13 protein-coding genes are annotated in these 15,375 nt (G+C 63.3%); 4 read left to right on the plus strand and 9 right to left on the minus strand.

The genetic code is table 11. The features are described 5' to 3' along the window. Positions 1-4: 4 nt before the first annotated feature. Positions 5-307, minus strand: coding sequence for a c-type cytochrome (locus MTX19_RS28610; protein ID WP_280980374.1), 303 nt, complete (start codon positions 305-307; stop codon positions 5-7). Positions 308-377: 70 nt separating this feature from the next. Between MTX19_RS28610 and MTX19_RS28615 the strand changes: the two genes are divergently transcribed. Further along, complete coding sequence (locus MTX19_RS28615) at positions 378-1,244, plus strand: hemerythrin domain-containing protein (protein WP_280980375.1); 867 nt, start codon at positions 378-380, stop codon at positions 1,242-1,244. 113 nt (positions 1,245-1,357) lie between these two features. On the opposite strand, the gene MTX19_RS28620 is transcribed toward MTX19_RS28615, so the two are convergent. The 6 genes from MTX19_RS28620 to xoxF5 all read right to left on the minus strand — a co-directional run bounded on the left by MTX19_RS28620 (position 1,358) and on the right by xoxF5 (position 7,898). Next, a complete protein-coding gene (locus tag MTX19_RS28620; RefSeq protein ID WP_280980376.1) occupies positions 1,358-2,500 on the minus strand; it encodes an epoxide hydrolase family protein in 1,143 nt (380 codons plus the stop codon). A 75-nt stretch (positions 2,501-2,575) separates the two neighbouring features. After that, entirely contained in the window at positions 2,576-3,526 is a 951-nt protein-coding gene (locus MTX19_RS28625) for a hypothetical protein (protein WP_280985582.1), read from the minus strand. Positions 3,527-3,738: 212 nt separating this feature from the next. Further along, entirely contained in the window at positions 3,739-4,302 is a 564-nt protein-coding gene (gfa, locus tag MTX19_RS28630; RefSeq protein ID WP_280972935.1) for an S-(hydroxymethyl)glutathione synthase, read from the minus strand. Between the two features lie 33 nt (positions 4,303-4,335). Continuing rightward, on the minus strand, positions 4,336-5,445 hold the full coding sequence (locus MTX19_RS28635; protein ID WP_280980378.1) for an S-(hydroxymethyl)glutathione dehydrogenase/class III alcohol dehydrogenase: 1,110 nt from the start codon (positions 5,443-5,445) through the stop codon (positions 4,336-4,338). 43 nt (positions 5,446-5,488) lie between these two features. Further along, the gene (locus MTX19_RS28640; protein WP_280984902.1) at positions 5,489-5,971 is read right to left on the minus strand and encodes a c-type cytochrome, methanol metabolism-related; all 483 of its coding nucleotides are present in this window, start codon (positions 5,969-5,971) and stop codon (positions 5,489-5,491) included. A 124-nt stretch (positions 5,972-6,095) separates the two neighbouring features. Continuing rightward, the gene (gene xoxF5 / locus MTX19_RS28645; protein WP_280980379.1) at positions 6,096-7,898 is read right to left on the minus strand and encodes a lanthanide-dependent methanol dehydrogenase XoxF5; all 1,803 of its coding nucleotides are present in this window, start codon (positions 7,896-7,898) and stop codon (positions 6,096-6,098) included. Between the two features lie 416 nt (positions 7,899-8,314). Here xoxF5 and MTX19_RS28650 point away from each other — a divergent pair, with 416 nt between their 5' ends. The 3 genes from MTX19_RS28650 to MTX19_RS28660 are packed head-to-tail and all read left to right on the plus strand — an operon-like array spanning position 8,315 to position 11,115. Next, complete coding sequence (locus tag MTX19_RS28650) at positions 8,315-9,289, plus strand: helix-turn-helix domain-containing protein (RefSeq protein WP_280980380.1); 975 nt, start codon at positions 8,315-8,317, stop codon at positions 9,287-9,289. Positions 9,290-9,333: 44 nt separating this feature from the next. Then, positions 9,334-9,720 (plus strand): YkvA family protein, encoded by a 387-nt coding sequence (locus MTX19_RS28655; protein ID WP_280980381.1) that lies wholly within the window; start codon positions 9,334-9,336, stop codon positions 9,718-9,720. A gap of 57 nt (positions 9,721-9,777) precedes the next feature. After that, positions 9,778-11,115, plus strand: a complete 1,338-nt coding sequence (locus MTX19_RS28660) for an IS1182 family transposase (RefSeq protein ID WP_280979491.1) — start codon at positions 9,778-9,780, stop codon at positions 11,113-11,115. 153 nt (positions 11,116-11,268) lie between these two features. Here MTX19_RS28660 and MTX19_RS28665 read toward each other — a convergent pair whose 3' ends face one another. Further along, positions 11,269-13,716: a TonB-dependent receptor gene (locus MTX19_RS28665; RefSeq protein ID WP_280980382.1), complete on the minus strand. Its 2,448-nt coding sequence runs from the start codon at positions 13,714-13,716 to the stop codon at positions 11,269-11,271. A 147-nt stretch (positions 13,717-13,863) separates the two neighbouring features. Continuing rightward, complete coding sequence (locus MTX19_RS28670) at positions 13,864-15,228, minus strand: histidine kinase (RefSeq protein WP_280980383.1); 1,365 nt, start codon at positions 15,226-15,228, stop codon at positions 13,864-13,866. Positions 15,229-15,375 lie beyond the last annotated feature (147 nt).

A 15,375-nucleotide genomic window follows, 5' to 3' on the forward strand; every position in this document is an offset into this window, starting at 1 on the left:
GCCTCTATTTCTGGGCCGCCAAATAGGCGACGAGATCGTCAATCTCTGCATCCGGGACGCCCTGGAACACGGACATCCTGTTGCCGGGAATCATGAGGCCGGGTGCAGCGACGAAAGATGCGATGGCGTTCGGGCTCCAGGTCCAGATCGCCATCGTGATGAATTCCGGCGAATACGCGTATCCGGGCGCTGTGGCGGCCTTGCGCTCGGTGATTCCAAACAGATTGGGTCCAAAGCGATTTGGTTCGCCCTTGCCGATCGTGTGGCAAAGCGCGCATTCGCGGGCGAAAATCGCGGCGCCCTTCACGGGATCGCCCGCCGCGAAGCAGAAGCCGGCGCCGCACGCGGTTGCAACTACCGTCAGGGCAAGAAGACGCGTGAGCGCAAACAACGCCTGGCGCACGGGCGTGACTCCTTTTGATGATCGCGGCTACAACACCTTCTCCAAGGGTCAGTTCCTAGCCGTAGGCAGGGATCAAGGAACTACGCCGCGACCGGCCAGTTGGGTTGAGCCCGCCACGCCTCGGGCCCGTGAAGGCGCAGCACGGCCAGCAGGAGGTTCAGAGATGAAGCCCGCTTTACACCGACGAGCACTCATTCATGCCGCATCGGCATTGTTGATCGCGAGCACGGCCGGCACGCACGCGGCGGAAGCCGATCAGGCCGCGCAGGTGACGCCTCCCGAAGATCTGATGCGAGAGCACGGCGTGCTCAACCGCGTGTTGCTGGTCTACGAAGCGGGTCTGCAAAAGCTGACTCGGGGCGAGGATTTCGATGTTGGCGTTCTGTCTCGCGCGGCAACGATCGTGCATGAATTCATCGAAGACTATCACGAGCGCAACGAAGAGCAGCAGCTCTTTCCCCGCTTTCGCAAGGCGGGGCAAATGGTCGAGCTGGTCGACGTGCTCTACCAGCAGCATCAGGCCGGCCGCCGTCTCACCGACACGATTCTCGCGCTTGCGCCGGCAAGCCGGGCGCCAGGGGAAAGCCGGGGCCGCGTGATCACGAGCCTGCAGAGCTTCATTGCCATGTATCGGCCGCACGAGGCGCGGGAAGATACGGAGCTCTTTCCGAAGCTCAGGAGCATCGTCTCGCCGCACGAATTCGACGCCATGGCGGAGGATTTCGAGCGCGACGAGCGGCGCAAATTCGGTGAGGACGGATTCGAGCGCTACGTGGCACGGGTTGCGGTGCTCGAGCAGGCGCTCGGAATCCACGACCTCGCCCGAATGACTCCTACCTGACGCCGCATGCTTCGCTCGCTATGACCACGACGGGTTGCTTCCGCTTCCTTGCGGCGCTCGCGCACCCGGTCGGCCCCGCGCGCCTTTTTGCGCTTCGCCCGGCCGCAGCCATCTCAGCGCAGTGTGCCAAAGAACTCGCGCGTTTCTCGGACGAACAGCTCAGGCTGCTCGAATGCGGAGAAGTGCCCGCCCTTCGGCATCTCCTTCCAGTGCTGGATGTTGGTGTAGCTCGCCTCCATCCACTTGCGCACCGGGGTGACGATCTCCCTGGGAAAGACCGCGACGCCGGTCGGCACCGTCACCTTGTGCACGGTTCGCTTGTTCGCGCCAAAACTTTCCCAGTAAAGCCGCGCCGACGATGTCGCCGTCGCGGTGACCCAGTACAGCATGACATTGTCGAGCAGTTCGTCGCGGCTGAGGATGTTTTCGGGATGCCCGTCGCAATCCGTCCACGCCCAGAACTTTTCCAGGATCCACGCCGCCTGCCCGCTGGGTGAATCCGTCAGCGCGTAGCCAAGCGTCTGCGGCCGGGTGGATTGCTGCTTGGAATATCCGGAATCCCAGTCGGCATAGTATTTGATGCCGTTGAGCGCGCGGGTCTCTTCCGGCGTCGGCTGTCCCTCGACATTGGGCCGCGTCGACATCGCAAGCGTGATGTGGATGCCCGCGCAGTGCGCCGCATCCTGCCCGCCGATCGCGGCCGTGACCGCCGAGCCCCAATCGCCGCCTTGCGCGAAATAGCTAATGTAGCCGAGCCGCTCCATCAGGACGGCCCACGCCTTGGCGATCCGATCGACGCCCCACCCCGTCGTGGTCGGCTTGGCGGAGAAGCCGAAGCCCGGCAGCGACGGGCACACCACATGGAAGGCGTCGGCGGCGCTGGCGCCATGCGCGGTCGGGTCGGTCAAGGGTTCGATCACCTTGTGGAATTCGACCACCGATCCCGGCCAGCCGTGAGTAATGATCAGCGGCCTGGCGTCCGCGTGCGGCGAGCGGACATGGATGAAGTGGATGTCGAGCCCGTCGATTTCGGTCGTGAACTGGCTGAAACGATTGAGCCGCGCCTCGCGCTGGCGCCAATCATAATCCTCCGCCCAATAGCGGCAGACGTCCTGGATCCATTGCAGCGGCGCACCCTGGCTCCAGTCGTCGACCAGCTCCGCCTCGGGCCAGCGCGTCCGGCGCAGCCGGGTGCGGAGATCGTCAAGGACATCGTCACTCACGGCAATGCGAAACGGGCTGATGGCGGTGTTCATGGCGTCTCCCCGGGGGCACAAGACCTCGGGAGACGATAGGCTCGGGCCGTCGCCCGATCAAACCGGCGTGTGCCCCTATTGGCCGAGAGACGTTTCCAGGAGCACCTGTGCCTGCCTGGTCGCCTCGGCGAAGGCCGGTTGCTGCGGCGCGCGCTCCGTGAAGCATCGTTTGAAGGCCTCGTCGCCCTGCTGACGCAGATTGCCGAGCTTGTCGTAGGCCTTCTTGTCGATCCGCTTCTGGCGGAATTTCTCCTCCGCCTCCTCCGCCCTCCTGGTGTAGCCGGCGCGGATCGCGGTGCAGGCGGAAATCTGCACGGCCGGGTCGATGGCGCCGTAGGCGATATAGACCTTGCCGTTGGCAAGCGCGGCCACGAACACCTCGTCGGCCATGTCTGGGCTCTCGTCCTGGGTGCGGCCGGCAAGGAACGCGTAGCTCGACGTGACCGCCGCCGGTTTGGTGATCGGCAGTGCGTTGAAATTGATCACCGCGGCATCGGTCGAAATCGCCTGGGTATAGAGGCCTTCGAACTTCAGGGCCGCATCGGTCTGCTGCGGCACGTTCTTGACGCCCTTGTCCCACCAGGTCTTGTGTGCGTGGAGCCACCGGGTGAACAGGACTTCGGTCGTGACGATGATGTGGGCTTTCGGCTCGACATAGCTGCCGTCGGCGGCCTGTCCCACCTTCACGCCCCCCTTGCCGGTCTCGGCATCGAAGCGCAGGCCGTCCAGCATGCCGAAGCCCTCATCGCCTTTATATAGAGTGTCGAGATTGAGCTGGGCCGGCGCAAAGCCCGGGCGAGCGGGTTCGGACAGAATCGTGGTTAGCTGGGCCCTGAGATCTTCCCGCGCCGCAGCCTCGGCCTTGTCGACGGCGTCGCCGGTCTGTCCGGCGTCCATCTGTTTGGCGAACCTGGCGACCGCGGCGTCACGGGTGGCGATGTAACGGTCTTCCGGCGACGCGGCGTTGGCGTGCGACAGGACCAGGATCGGAGCGAGACAAAGGGAAAGCCGAATAAAAAAATGCATGCCCTGTGGTCGTCCGCAGAGCATGCAAGGTTCACCAGTCACGGGGTACTGGAGCCTCGGTCCTGGTTGAATCAGGACCGGGGGCTCAAGATTCCTGCCCTGACGCGCCTTCCGCGCGCGGACCGGTGTCCACGTCGCTCGAAGCGCTCTCACGGATCATTCCATGCCGACGGCGGCAGCCGCCGGCACGGGATTTCGTCAAGCGAAGCCGCTCAGGCCGCCTTGGCCTTCGCCACGTGGGTGGCAATCGCATCCATCAAAGCCGGCGACAGGCAGTCATAGGGCTCGAGCCCGAGCTCCTTCAACCGCGCCCTGATGCCGGCCATCTCGGTCGGCTTGACGCCGGACTCGATGACGGAGGACACGAACGCGGCAAATCCGGGCGCCGCCGAGCCGGACTCCTGGAACAGCTCGGGATGGATGAAATCGAGGCCGTAGAACGGATGGCCCTTGTTCTCGATCCGGCCATACATATGCGTTCCGCAGCCCTTGCAGGCATAGCGCTGGATTACCGCCGCGGTGTCGACGATCTGCAGCTTGTCGCCGTTCTCCAGCACGGTGACGTTCTCGCGCGGCACCACCGCGACCACCGAGAAGATCGCGCCCGAGGGCTTCCAGCACTTGGTGCAGCCGCAGGCGTGGTTGTGGGCGACGTCTCCCTTGATACCGACCTTGACCGGCTTGTCCGCGCATTTGCAGACCAGGGTGCCGCCGGCGAAGTTGCCGGAGCCTTGCTTGACGCCGTTGTCGACCGATGGGTGGATATGAACAGTCATTGGCCTATCCTCCTAGTGCTTGGTGTTTTGATTTCAGAACACGACGACCGAGCGGATCGATTTTCCCTCGTGCATCAGGTCGAACCCGTTGTTGATCTCCTCGAGCTTCAGCACGTGGGTGATCATCGGATCGATCTGGATCTTTCCGTTCATGTACCAGTCGACAATCTTCGGCACGTCGGTGCGGCCGCGCGCGCCGCCGAACGCGGTGCCCTTCCAGACGCGGCCGGTGACGAGCTGGAACGGCCGGGTTGCGATCTCCTTGCCGGATTCCGCGACGCCGATCACCACCGAGACGCCCCAGCCGCGATGGCAGGCTTCCAGCGCCTGGCGCATCACGTTGGTGTTGCCGGTGCAGTCGAAGGTGAAGTCGGCGCCGCCGTCGGTCAGCGTCACCAGATGCTGCACGATATCGCCGCTCACCTTGGTCGGATTGACGAAGTGCGTCATGCCGAACTGGCGGCCCCAATTATCCTTCGAATCGTTGATGTCGACGCCGATGATCTTGTCGGCGCCGACCATCTTGGCGCCCTGGATCACGTTGAGGCCGATGCCGCCGAGCCCGAACACCACGACGTTGGAGCCCGGGGTCACCTTGGCGGTATTGACGACCGCACCGACACCGGTGGTGACGCCGCAGCCGATGTAGCAGCTCTTGTCGAACGGCGCGTCCTCGCGGATCTTCGCCACCGCGATTTCAGGCAGCACGGTGAAGTTCGAGAAGGTCGAGCAGCCCATGTAATGATAGATGGTCTGCCCCTTGTAGCTGAAGCGCGAGGTGCCGTCGGGCATCACGCCCTTGCCCTGGGTGGCGCGGATCGCCGTGCAGAGGTTGGTCTTCTGGCTGAGGCAGCTTTTGCACTGGCGGCATTCGGGCGTGTAGAGCGGGATCACGTGATCGCCGGGCTTGACCGACGTCACGCCGGCGCCGACCTCGCGAACGATGCCGGCGCCCTCGTGGCCGAGGATCGAGGGGAAGATCCCCTCGCTGTCGAATCCATCGAGCGTGTAGGCGTCGGTGTGACAGATACCCGTCGCCTTGATCTCGACGAGGACCTCGCCGGCCTTGGGTCCCTCCAGATCAAGCTCGACAATCTCGAGCGGCTTCTTTGCCTGGAATGCGACTGCGGCGCGCGTTTTCATCTTGGTCTCTCCAAAACACTCATAGGGTTATCATCCGCGCCGGTCACTTTTTCTCGCTGTTGCCCATGCAGGCGTCTTCAGCCTTTGTGTAGGCTTCCGACTTGTCTTCGTGCTTGGCGGGCCGGCCGCGCGGGACCGCGTTGTTGGCGCGGGCGCGCAGGTACACATAGAGGTCGTCCATGTAGCAGGCAACGTTCGGGTTATCGCCGAACGCCGGCATCACGTTTTCCTGCGCTGTGTTGACGTTCTTGCGTCCGCTCGCGACGATGCCGAGGAAATCGGCGTAGCTCATCGTCTTCAGCGAATTCGCCAACGCGGGCGCATAAGTCGATCCCATGCCGTCGGGACCGTGGCAGACATGGCACTCCGAATGATAGCGGCGGAATCCGGAATAGGTGTACCAGTCCACGGTGCCATCGGGTGCCACCTTGAAGGTCGGGTTTCCATCCTTGTCCAGATACTTTCCGTCCTCGGACTTGACGGCGGTCGGATCACCGACGTCTTCGGCGGAAGCAACTCCTCCCATTGCCACGACAAAGATCGCGGCAGTCACAAACCAGATCTTACGCAAAAGCCTATCCTCGCGGGCGATTTGAAGACGGACCGGCGCATGGAGATCACCCCATGCGCCGGAACAGGGTTGCATCAGCTCACTGCGGCAACGCGAACACGGTGAGCGTCCCGCCGAGCGCAGTGTAGTTGCTCAACGCAGCGTAGCCACCGACGGCACCGAGACCGGCAGTCGGATCGGTCAGACCAGCCGCGAGGCCGATGCCTGCCCAACCACCGACACCCGAGAGCACGGCAATGTACTGCTTGCCATTGTGTTCATAGGTCGTGACGTTGCCGATGATGCCGGACGGAGTCTTGAACTTGTAGAGCTCCTTGCCCGTCTTGGCGTCGACCGCCTTCAGGTAGCCTTCCAGCGTGCCGTAGAACACCACGCCGCCGGCGGTCGCGAGTGCACCCGACCAGACCGAGAACTCCTCCGGATCCGACCAAACGATCTTGCCGGTCTTGGCGTCCCAGGCAATGAAGTTGCCCATGTTCTTGTCGCCGGGAGGCGGATACATCGACAGCGTCGCGCCAACATAGGGCTGACCTGCGGTGTAGCTCACCTTGAACGGCTCATAGTCCATGCAGACGTGGTTGGTCGGCACGTAGAACAGCTGAGTCTCCGGCGAGTAGGCTGCAGGCTGCTCGTCCTTGGTGCCGAGCGCGGCCGGGCAGATGCCCTTGGTGTTGTGATCCTCTCCGCCCTTCTCGGTCGAGGCCGCGTCAAGAACCTTCGGACGACCGTAGGTCGGCGAGCTCTTGTTCATGTCGACGCCGGAGGTCCAGTTCACCTTCGGATCGTACTTTTCGGCGACCAGCAGCTCGCCGTCGGTGCGATCCAGCGTGTAGGCAAGGCCGTTACGATCGAAATGGGTCAAGAGCTTGCGCTCCTTGCCGTCGATCTTCTGGTCGGTGAGGATCATCTCGTTGACGCCGTCATAGTCCCACTCGTCGTGCGGCGTCATCTGGTAGACCCACTTGGCGATACCGGTGTCCGGATTGCGCGCGAAGATGGTCATCGACCACTTGTTGTCGCCGGGGCGCTGTTTCGGATTCCAGGTCGAAGGATTGCCCGAACCGTAATAGACCATATCGAGCTCCGGGTCGTAGGCGATCCAACCCCACGTGCAACCGCCTCCGATCTTCCACTGATCGCCTTGCCAGGTCTTGAGGCTGGAATCCTTGCCGACCGGCTTGCCGAGCGCCGTGGTCTTGTCGTTGAACAAGAGCTCGCTATCCGGCCCTTCCGAGTAGGCTTTCCAGACCTGCTTGCCGTCCTTGACGTCGTAGGCCGTCATGCTGCACTGAACGCCGAACTCGCCGCCCGAGGTTCCGACCAGCACCTTGTCCTTGACGACCAGAGGCGCCGACGTGCCGGTCTGCCCCTTCTTGGGGTCGCCGTTCTTCACCGACCACGCCACCTTGCCGGTCTTGGAATCAAGCGCGACCAGCGTGTCGTCGGCCTGATGCAGGAAGATCTTGCCGTCTGCATAGGCGAGGCCACGGTTGACCGTGTCGCAGCACATCACAGGGATAACATTTGGGTCCTGCTTGGGCTCGTAGCTCCAGATGATCTTGCTCTCCTGAGATAGGTCAAGAGCATAGACCTTGTTCGGGAACGGCGTGTGCACGTACATCGTATTGCCGATGATCAGCGGGCCGCCTTCGTGGCCACGCAGCACGCCGGTCGAGAACGTCCAGGCGACCTGCAACTTTCCGACGTTCGACGCGTTGATTTCATTCAGCTTCGAATAGCGGGTGTTGGCGTAGTCCCCGGCCGGCATGACCCAGTCCTTGGGGTTCTTCGCCATCTTGATGAGTTCTTCGTTGGCGTTGGCAGCCCCGGCGGCAAACATCGCCATTGCCCCAACACCCGTCGCGTAAAGCACCTTGCGCATCGTGGATTCCTCCCAGTTTCAAGAGCTCAGGGTTTCCGTCGAAACGGCCCGCTTCTTCCATTTTGGTTCCCTAGCCGTACCCTGATCGGTTCTTGCCGACTTGCCCAAGAGAGAACACCCGTTTGCTCGAAAGCGAACCTTCGCTAATTTTTTGCCGCTCCGGCCTGAATTGGTTTGGGAGGCTGGGCTTATGCTGCAAAGCATTAGGCCCGGCGGCAGCCTTCGCCGGCCCTTGTGCCCTCCAAGGTTGCGCTTGACGGCGCAAGAACTTAGACGGAGGATTGCCCAACATTGACCGGGAGGAATCCCGTCGCTCCCCTCTGCCTCTCGCGAAATGAGGGAAAAGGCGCGGCATCTCGGGCCAGGCTTCGCGCGGTGGGCAGTCACGCTTGGGGATCGAATCGGTGGCTGGAAAGATGTCCGACACAATCCATTCACTCAACACGACCGGCTTGACGCCCAAGCGGCAAATCGAGCGCTGGTCAGACGCATTGACTGACCTATGTGGTCAGTTCGAGGTCGATGCTCTGGAAGGATCCTCGCTCGAGGGACGGATCAACTACACGACGGTGTCGCGCTTGAAGCTGTGCCAGATCGAGGTAGGCCAGCATCGGATCGCGCACACGATCTCGCGCATCAAGTTGAGCGAGCATCCTTACATCAAGATCCTCTTCCAGACCTATGGCGTGTCGCATTTCGAGCAGGAAGGCCGGCATTTCGACATCATGCCCGGCGATTGCTTCGCCTATGACGTGTCCTGCCCGCACACCATCGTCAGCCCGTCGCTGACTCGTCATGAAGTCGTCATCGTGCCGAAGGACCTCTTGAAGGAGCGCGGCTTCCAGCTCTCCAAGATGGCGCCGTGCAAGCTGTCGGCGCGCAACGGCACCGGCCGCATCGCCTATGACTTCGTGCATGCCGCTTTCGGCGAGGCGTCGAAGCTGTCTCCGCTCAACGCGGTCGGCGTCGCCGATTCGCTGATCGACCTGCTGCTGCTGCCGCTGCGCGAGACCGGCGCGATGTTCGACCGCGGCAGTGCCGAGGCGACCTATGTCCGGGCGCAGGGCTTCATCCGCGAGCACCTGCGCGACCCCGACCTTTGCATCGACCGCATTTCCGGGGCGCTCGGCTGCTCCAAGCGCTACCTGCACATGCTGTTCAGCGATCGCGGCATGACGGTCAGCGATTACATTTGGAAGGCCCGGCTGCAGCATTGCCGGCAGGAGCTGGAATCGCAGAACGGCAAGACCATCACCGACGTCGCGTTCTCGTGGGGCTTCTCGAGCTCCTCGCATTTCAGCCGGGTGTTCCGGAAATATTTCGGCATCGCGCCCTCCTCCGTCCACAAGGGTCAGCACGGCGGCATGCCGGCGGACGTGGTGCTGGAGTAACGTCTCCGTTCGGCGTGCAAGCACGCCGACGGGCATTCCCTGTCATGCTTTCCAGCATCAAAGCCTGGGCGCGCAACCTCAAACGGGATAGCTACGCGCTCTATTTGGCATCACGCGATCCGCGTGTGCCCTGGCACGCCAAGGCACTCGCCGTCGCGATCGCGGCCTATGCGCTCTCGCCCATCGACCTGATTCCGGACTTCATTCCGGTTATCGGCTATCTCGACGATCTGATCCTGCTGCCGCTCGGCATCTGGCTCGCGATCTCGCTCATCCCACCCGATGTCATGGCCGAGTGCCGGGCGAGCGCAAACAGCGCCCTGCAGCGGCCGACGAGCCGGGCCGGAATGATCGCGATCATCCTGCTCTGGATCGCCGGTGCGCTCGCGCTGGCGTGGGCGATTGTCGTCCACTGGCCGCGACAATCCTAGGAGCCTGTCTGAGTAGTGACTGGTCAAGAGGGTGCGAGTCTGATTCCTTACATAGCGATGAGCAAGGAATTTCGCCCCTGGAAGATCGATGAGGCCCAGCTTCTGCCGCCGCGCGTGCAGGATTATGTGCCGCAAGATCACGTTTCGCGGTTGATCGTGTCGCTGGTCAGGGAAAGCCTTGATCTATCGGCGCTCCTCGGCAGCTACCGGAGTGGGCTGGGTCAGCCGCCGTTTGATCCGCGGATGATGACGGCGCTGCTTCTGCACGGCTATGCGAGCGGCATCTACTCGTCGCGGCGGATCGCCAAGGCGACGGTGGAGCGGGCGGATTTCATGATGATCGTGGCCGGCGACCCGCCGGACTTCCGCACGATCTCGGAGTTCCGGCGGCGGCACCTTAAGGCGCTGGCCGACCTGTTTGTGCAGGTGCTGAAGCTCGCCGAGAAGGCCGGGTTGGTGAAGCTCGGGCACGTTGCGCTCGACGGCACCAAGATCAAGGCGAACGCGTCCAAGCACAAGGCGATGAGCTACGATCGCATGAAGAAGCGGGAAGCGGAGCTTGAAGCGGAGGTCGATCGCTGGCTCAAGGCCGCCGAGGCCGCCGATGCGGAGGAGGACCAGCGCTACGGCGACCAGCGCGGCGACGAAATGCCCGATTGGGTGGCCGACAAGCAGAAGCGGCTTGAGAAGATACGCGAGGCCAAGGCCGCGCTGGAGGCCGAAGCCAAGGCTGCAGCCGAGGCGGAGAGCAAGGCGCGGGCCGAGGCCGAGGAGCGTCGCGTCGCCGAAGGCCGCAAGAAGAGCGGCAAGACGCCGACGAAAACCGAGCCCGACGGCAAGGCGCAACGCAATTTCACCGACCCGGAGAGCCGCATCCTGAAGACCAAGGACGGTTACATCCAGGGCTACAACGCCCAGGCCGCGGTCGATGGTGCCCATCAGATCATCGTGGCGCAGACGCTGACCGGTTCCTCCAGCGATCAGGCGCAACTGGCGCCGTTGCTCGACGGGATCAGGGCCAATTTGGGGACCAATCCCGACGAAGTGTCGGCCGACGCCGGCTACTGCTCCGCCGCCAATCTTCGCACGATCAAGCGGCGGCGCATCGAGGGCTACATCGCCACCGGGAGGCAGAAGCACGGCACCCCGTCCGCCACTGCGAAAACGGCTTCAAGAGCCGGATCGCTGATCGCCAGGATGAGCACCAAGCTCAAGCGCGCCGGCTACCGAAGTCGCTACCGCTTGCGTAAGCAGATCGTCGAACCCGTCTTCGGACAGATCAAACAGGCAAGAGGGTTCAGGCAATTCCTGCTGCGCGGCATCGACAAAGTGAAGGCCGAATGGGCCCTGATCTGCACCGCTCACAACCTCGTCAAGCTGGCGAGGGTCGCATGAGCCGCTATCATTAGCCCGCCTTCCCGGAGCTAACTGGACAGGCTCCTAGAGCGTTTTCGGGCGAAGTGGACACCGGTTCGCGTGAAGAAAACGCGTCAAGACAGGAAATCCGGAGATTCGGTTCTGATTCAATCAGAACCGAAAACGCTCTAGCTAGAACGTCGCCTTCAAGCCGGCATAGAACGCGCGCGGCCGCGCCGGGCTCAGCGAGGTCGGATCCGTAAACGGCGCGCCGCCATTGGCGAAGTTCGGCAGCACGTCGGTCTGGAAGAAGGTGCCGTAGGTCGCGTACCGCTTGTCGAAGATGTTGTCGACGCGGCCATAGATCTGAAAGGTCTTGTTGATCTGGTACGAGGCGTGCACGTTGAAGACAGCATAGGAGGGCAGCTTCGGCGCCTGGTTGGATTCGTCGCCGACGAAGAACTGGCTGCTGACCCAGAGAGCGTCGCCACCGATCTTGAACGCATCGGTCACGGCGTAATCGAAGCCAGCCTTGACGCGATGGCGGGGCACGGCCGGAATCTGGTTGCCCGGCAAGATCTGGACGTTGCCGTTGGCATCCGCAAACGGGCTGTTCGAGCCGACCTGCAGCGAATCCAGGAAGCGGGCATCGACGAAGGAGTAGCTCGCATAGACCTGGAATGCCGACGATTTCAGGTTGACCTCGGCCTCGATGCCCTGCCGGTGCGTCGAACCGACATTCTGGTAGTAGCCGTGGCCCGGTAGAAGCGGGCTCGGAATGGCGAGGATATCGTCAGTGTTCTTGGCGCGGAAGCCTCCGAGCTTCCAGCTCAGCGTGCCGATGTTGAGGTCCTTGGTGCCACGCAACCCCGCTTCGACCGTGTGCGACACCACCTGCTTGAGGTCCGGGTCCGACACCAGGAAGGCCGCAATGGTGCAGGGATTGCTCGGATCGGCACAGCCCAGCTCCAGCGGCGTCGGGGCGCGATTGGCCTCCGAATAGCCGGCATAGGCCGTCAGCTCCGGCGTGATCTTGAAGGTGCCGCCGATGATGGGATTGAAGCGGTCATATTCGTGGGTGCCGTTCAGCGCGGTGCCGAGCTGGTCCTCGAGCGAGATATGGGCCGCGTTGAACCGGCCGCCGCCGGTGATCGAGAACCTGTTGGTGACGTCGAAGGTGTCGAGCGCGTAGATGCCGGTGTACTGGTTGGTGGTTCGCAGCGACACCGGGCCGATCTCACCGACCGTGGGATTGCCGGATTGCCCGAGATAGATGCCGCTGCCTGACAGGACATAATCCGTGCCGATGGTGGCGAGCTCGGCGCTGGCGTTGAACCAGGTGACGCTGGTGTCGTAGCTGCCGCCGATGGTGAAGCGGTTGTCGTGCCCGAATAGCTTGTCGTCGTTGGTCGCCTGCAACGAGAAGCCGGCGGTGGTCGACCGTGTCGACGTTCGATCGATCTCGCCAAGGAATGCGCTTGACGGGAACGGATTGCTGAGCTGGACGCCGTTCACGTCGTTCGCCGGCGTTGCACCGTCGCCGAAGCACAGCAGTGTCGGATCGTCGCAGGGCTGCACGCCGGTCGGATTTCCGTCCACGGTCTTCTGGCCGAAGAAGCGCAGATGTGCGGCGCCCTCGATCGTCCAGGTCGGGGCGGCCTCGACCTTGCCGGTGAGGTTCAGGTAGCCGACGCGATTCGCTGTGGTTTGCGGCGTCGTGTAGGTCGCGCCCCAATATTGCTGCAGCAATTCGGCCGGCACGGTGACTGTGGCGCCGAACTTGTTGTCGGCAACGCCCATGCTGAGATGGAATTCGTTGACGTCGTTCCTGTAGGCGACGTCGCCGTAGAAGCGCCGGACGTCGGACTGCGAGAAGTTGCGGAAGCCGTCGTCGTGCACGCCCTCGAGGGCGCCGTAGACGGCATAGTTGTTGTCGATCTGCTTGCCCCACTGCGCGGAGCCCTGGATGCGGCCGAACGAGCCGCCCATCACGTTGAGCTCGGTGCCGTGATAGCTGAAGCCATCCTTCATCTGGAGGTCGACCGCGCCGCCCAGCGCATTCAGGCCGAAGGCCGGATTGTTGGTCACAATGGTGGCTGACCTGATCGCCGCGGTCGGGATCAAATCCCAGTTGACGGTGTCGCCGAAGGCTTCGTTGATGCGAACCCCGTTCTGGTAGACCGCGAGTCCTTGCGGCGTGCCCGACAACGGCGAGGCGACGAAACCGCGGAACTCCAGGTTCGGCTGGAATGGATTGCCGGAGACCTCGTTGATGTTGACGGACGGCACGTTATGCAACAGCGCGTCCGTGACATTGGGCGAGCCGGTCCGTTCGATCTGCTTGCTGTCGACGACGTTGACGCTGGCAGAAACCTTGTCGGCATCGATTTCGGAGGCGGACGACGCTGTGGCTGCAGGCGCGGTCGGTATCACAACTCTCGGCCGGGGACGAACGATGCGCGGGCCCTCCCGCGAGCGACTGCGCTTGACGCCCTCGCTCGGCGCCGTGACCTCAACGGGCGGCAGCGTTTGAACGTGCTCGGACCCGCCTTGAGCAAAGGCAGCGTCTTTGCCAACGACAATGCCAGTCGCGATTGATGCGACCATCACAAATCGCACGCCGCCCATCTTCCCACCCATCGACGGCCGGCCTTGCTTGTCCCCGCCGGTTCGTGCCGCGATACTAGTGAGCAGGTTGCACGCCACGCCACCGAAATCTGTTCCCGAAAGATTCGGGAATAATTCCCGAAGAGAAGGCGAGCGATAGCTCCCAAGCTGGTACGGCCTTCAAGCCTGCACGGCTTTGGGAACGAGAGCCTCGACCGTCACGCCATCATCGCCGGAGTTGACGTTGAGCGTCCCGCCCAATGCGAGGATCCGTTCGCGCATGCCGGTCAGACCTCGCCCAAGCCTGTAGTCCGGTCGGAGACCGCGGCCGTTGTCGCTCACCCTCACCAGCGCGCATCCCCGGCTGTCGCGCACGCCGGTCTGCCGCTCCGCCGGTTCGATCGTGATGCTGACCGCGGTCGCGCCGGCGTGCCGGAAAACATTGGTGAGCGCCTCCTGCACGATGCGATAGATCGTCAGATCGGCCGTCTCGCCGGTGTCGCCGAGCGCGCTCGAAACGCTGCTCTCGATCTCCACCTCGGGATGCGTCTCGCTCCACAACCGCACCAATGCACCGAGAGCCTCGCGAAGCCCGAGTTCGGCGAGACCGGCGGGCCGCAACCGTTCGAGGATACGACGCGTGAATTGCTGAAGCGCATTGACCTGTTCGAGGATGGCATTGCCGTGCTTGCGCAGCGCCGCCGGATCCGGCTTGTCGACCTCCGCCATGCGCATCAGGGCGCCGGCGTGCGCGCGCAGCGCAAACAGATAGGGCCCGAACTCGTCGTGCAGCTCGCGTGCGATCTCCTTGCGCTCGGAATCCTGCAACGACACCGCGCGCTCGGCGAGCTGCCGCTTGCCGTCCACGGCCTCGCCCAATGTCGCCGCCAGATGGTTCAGTTTGGAACAGATCGCGGCCAGTTCGGGCGATCCCCCCGGCTCGACGCGCACGTCGTAGAACCCTGCCTCGATGCTGGTCATGGCTTTCGATAACCCTTCCAGCGGCGCAAGTGCGCGGCCGACAACCAGCATGGTCACCAGAAAGAGCGCGACCGCGATTGCAGAGCCGACCTCGACCTGGGTGACAATGCCGTCCCAGATCTCGGCCATTTCGTCGTCGGGGTGCGAGGTGATGAGCAGCGATTGCGGCTCGCCGTGAATCGAAATCGGCACCCGCACCGAGGTCTGCTCGGGATGGACCAGGGCGACGAACCATGCCGGCGGAGCGCGCGGATTGCCGGTTTGCTCCGCGGGCTCGGACGCTTTGGCCGTCGCGTCATCCTGCCGCGTGATGCTGACATGGCGCAGCCGGCTCAGGTCCTGGACGATCTGATCGAGCCGCGCATCGGGATCCGGCGCCCCCTTGAGGCCCGCAACGATCGTCTCGACGAACTCGCGCGCCAGCCGGATCGTGCTCTGGTCCTCGGCCTGCACCCGAGGTCCCGCTTCCAGCACGAGCCGCGCAATATTGACGCCCAGTCCGATCAACAGGATCAGCGCCAGCAGCAGGTTGATCCGTGCGCGCAAGGATAGTTTTCGCCACATTGCGTTGCCCCTGACCGCGAAGTCCTCCTCCCAGAGGATCGTTGACAGCCAAACTTGCCCGGCTATCTAATCCCACCCTACTGCAATCCCGCACGAGGTGTACAACCGGATTGGAACCGGTGTTCGCCTGCACGTCGTGCAAGCTGA

This window comes from Bradyrhizobium sp. ISRA464 (assembly GCF_029910095.1).
Classification (GTDB): domain Bacteria; phylum Pseudomonadota; class Alphaproteobacteria; order Rhizobiales; family Xanthobacteraceae; genus Bradyrhizobium.

Bases quoted from the DNA above. Each gene is read 5' to 3' on its own strand.
- MTX19_RS28620 (WP_280980376.1), bottom strand. From the start codon at position 2,500: ATGAACACCGCCATCAGCCCGTTTCGCATTGCCGTGAGTGACGATGTC.
- MTX19_RS28625 (WP_280985582.1), bottom strand. From the start codon at position 3,526: ATGCATTTTTTTATTCGGCTTTCCCTTTGTCTCGCTCCGATCCTGGTC.
- gfa (WP_280972935.1), bottom strand. From the start codon at position 4,302: ATGACTGTTCATATCCACCCATCGGTCGACAACGGCGTCAAGCAAGGC.
- MTX19_RS28635 (WP_280980378.1), bottom strand. From the start codon at position 5,445: ATGAAAACGCGCGCCGCAGTCGCATTCCAGGCAAAGAAGCCGCTCGAG.
- MTX19_RS28640 (WP_280984902.1), bottom strand. From the start codon at position 5,971: ATGGGAGGAGTTGCTTCCGCCGAAGACGTCGGTGATCCGACCGCCGTC.
- xoxF5 (WP_280980379.1), bottom strand. From the start codon at position 7,898: ATGCGCAAGGTGCTTTACGCGACGGGTGTTGGGGCAATGGCGATGTTT.
- MTX19_RS28650 (WP_280980380.1), top strand. From the start codon at position 8,315: ATGTCCGACACAATCCATTCACTCAACACGACCGGCTTGACGCCCAAG.
- MTX19_RS28655 (WP_280980381.1), top strand. From the start codon at position 9,334: ATGCTTTCCAGCATCAAAGCCTGGGCGCGCAACCTCAAACGGGATAGC.
- MTX19_RS28660 (WP_280979491.1), top strand. From the start codon at position 9,778: ATGAGCAAGGAATTTCGCCCCTGGAAGATCGATGAGGCCCAGCTTCTG.
- MTX19_RS28665 (WP_280980382.1), bottom strand. From the start codon at position 13,716: ATGGGTGGGAAGATGGGCGGCGTGCGATTTGTGATGGTCGCATCAATC.
- MTX19_RS28670 (WP_280980383.1), bottom strand. From the start codon at position 15,228: ATGTGGCGAAAACTATCCTTGCGCGCACGGATCAACCTGCTGCTGGCG.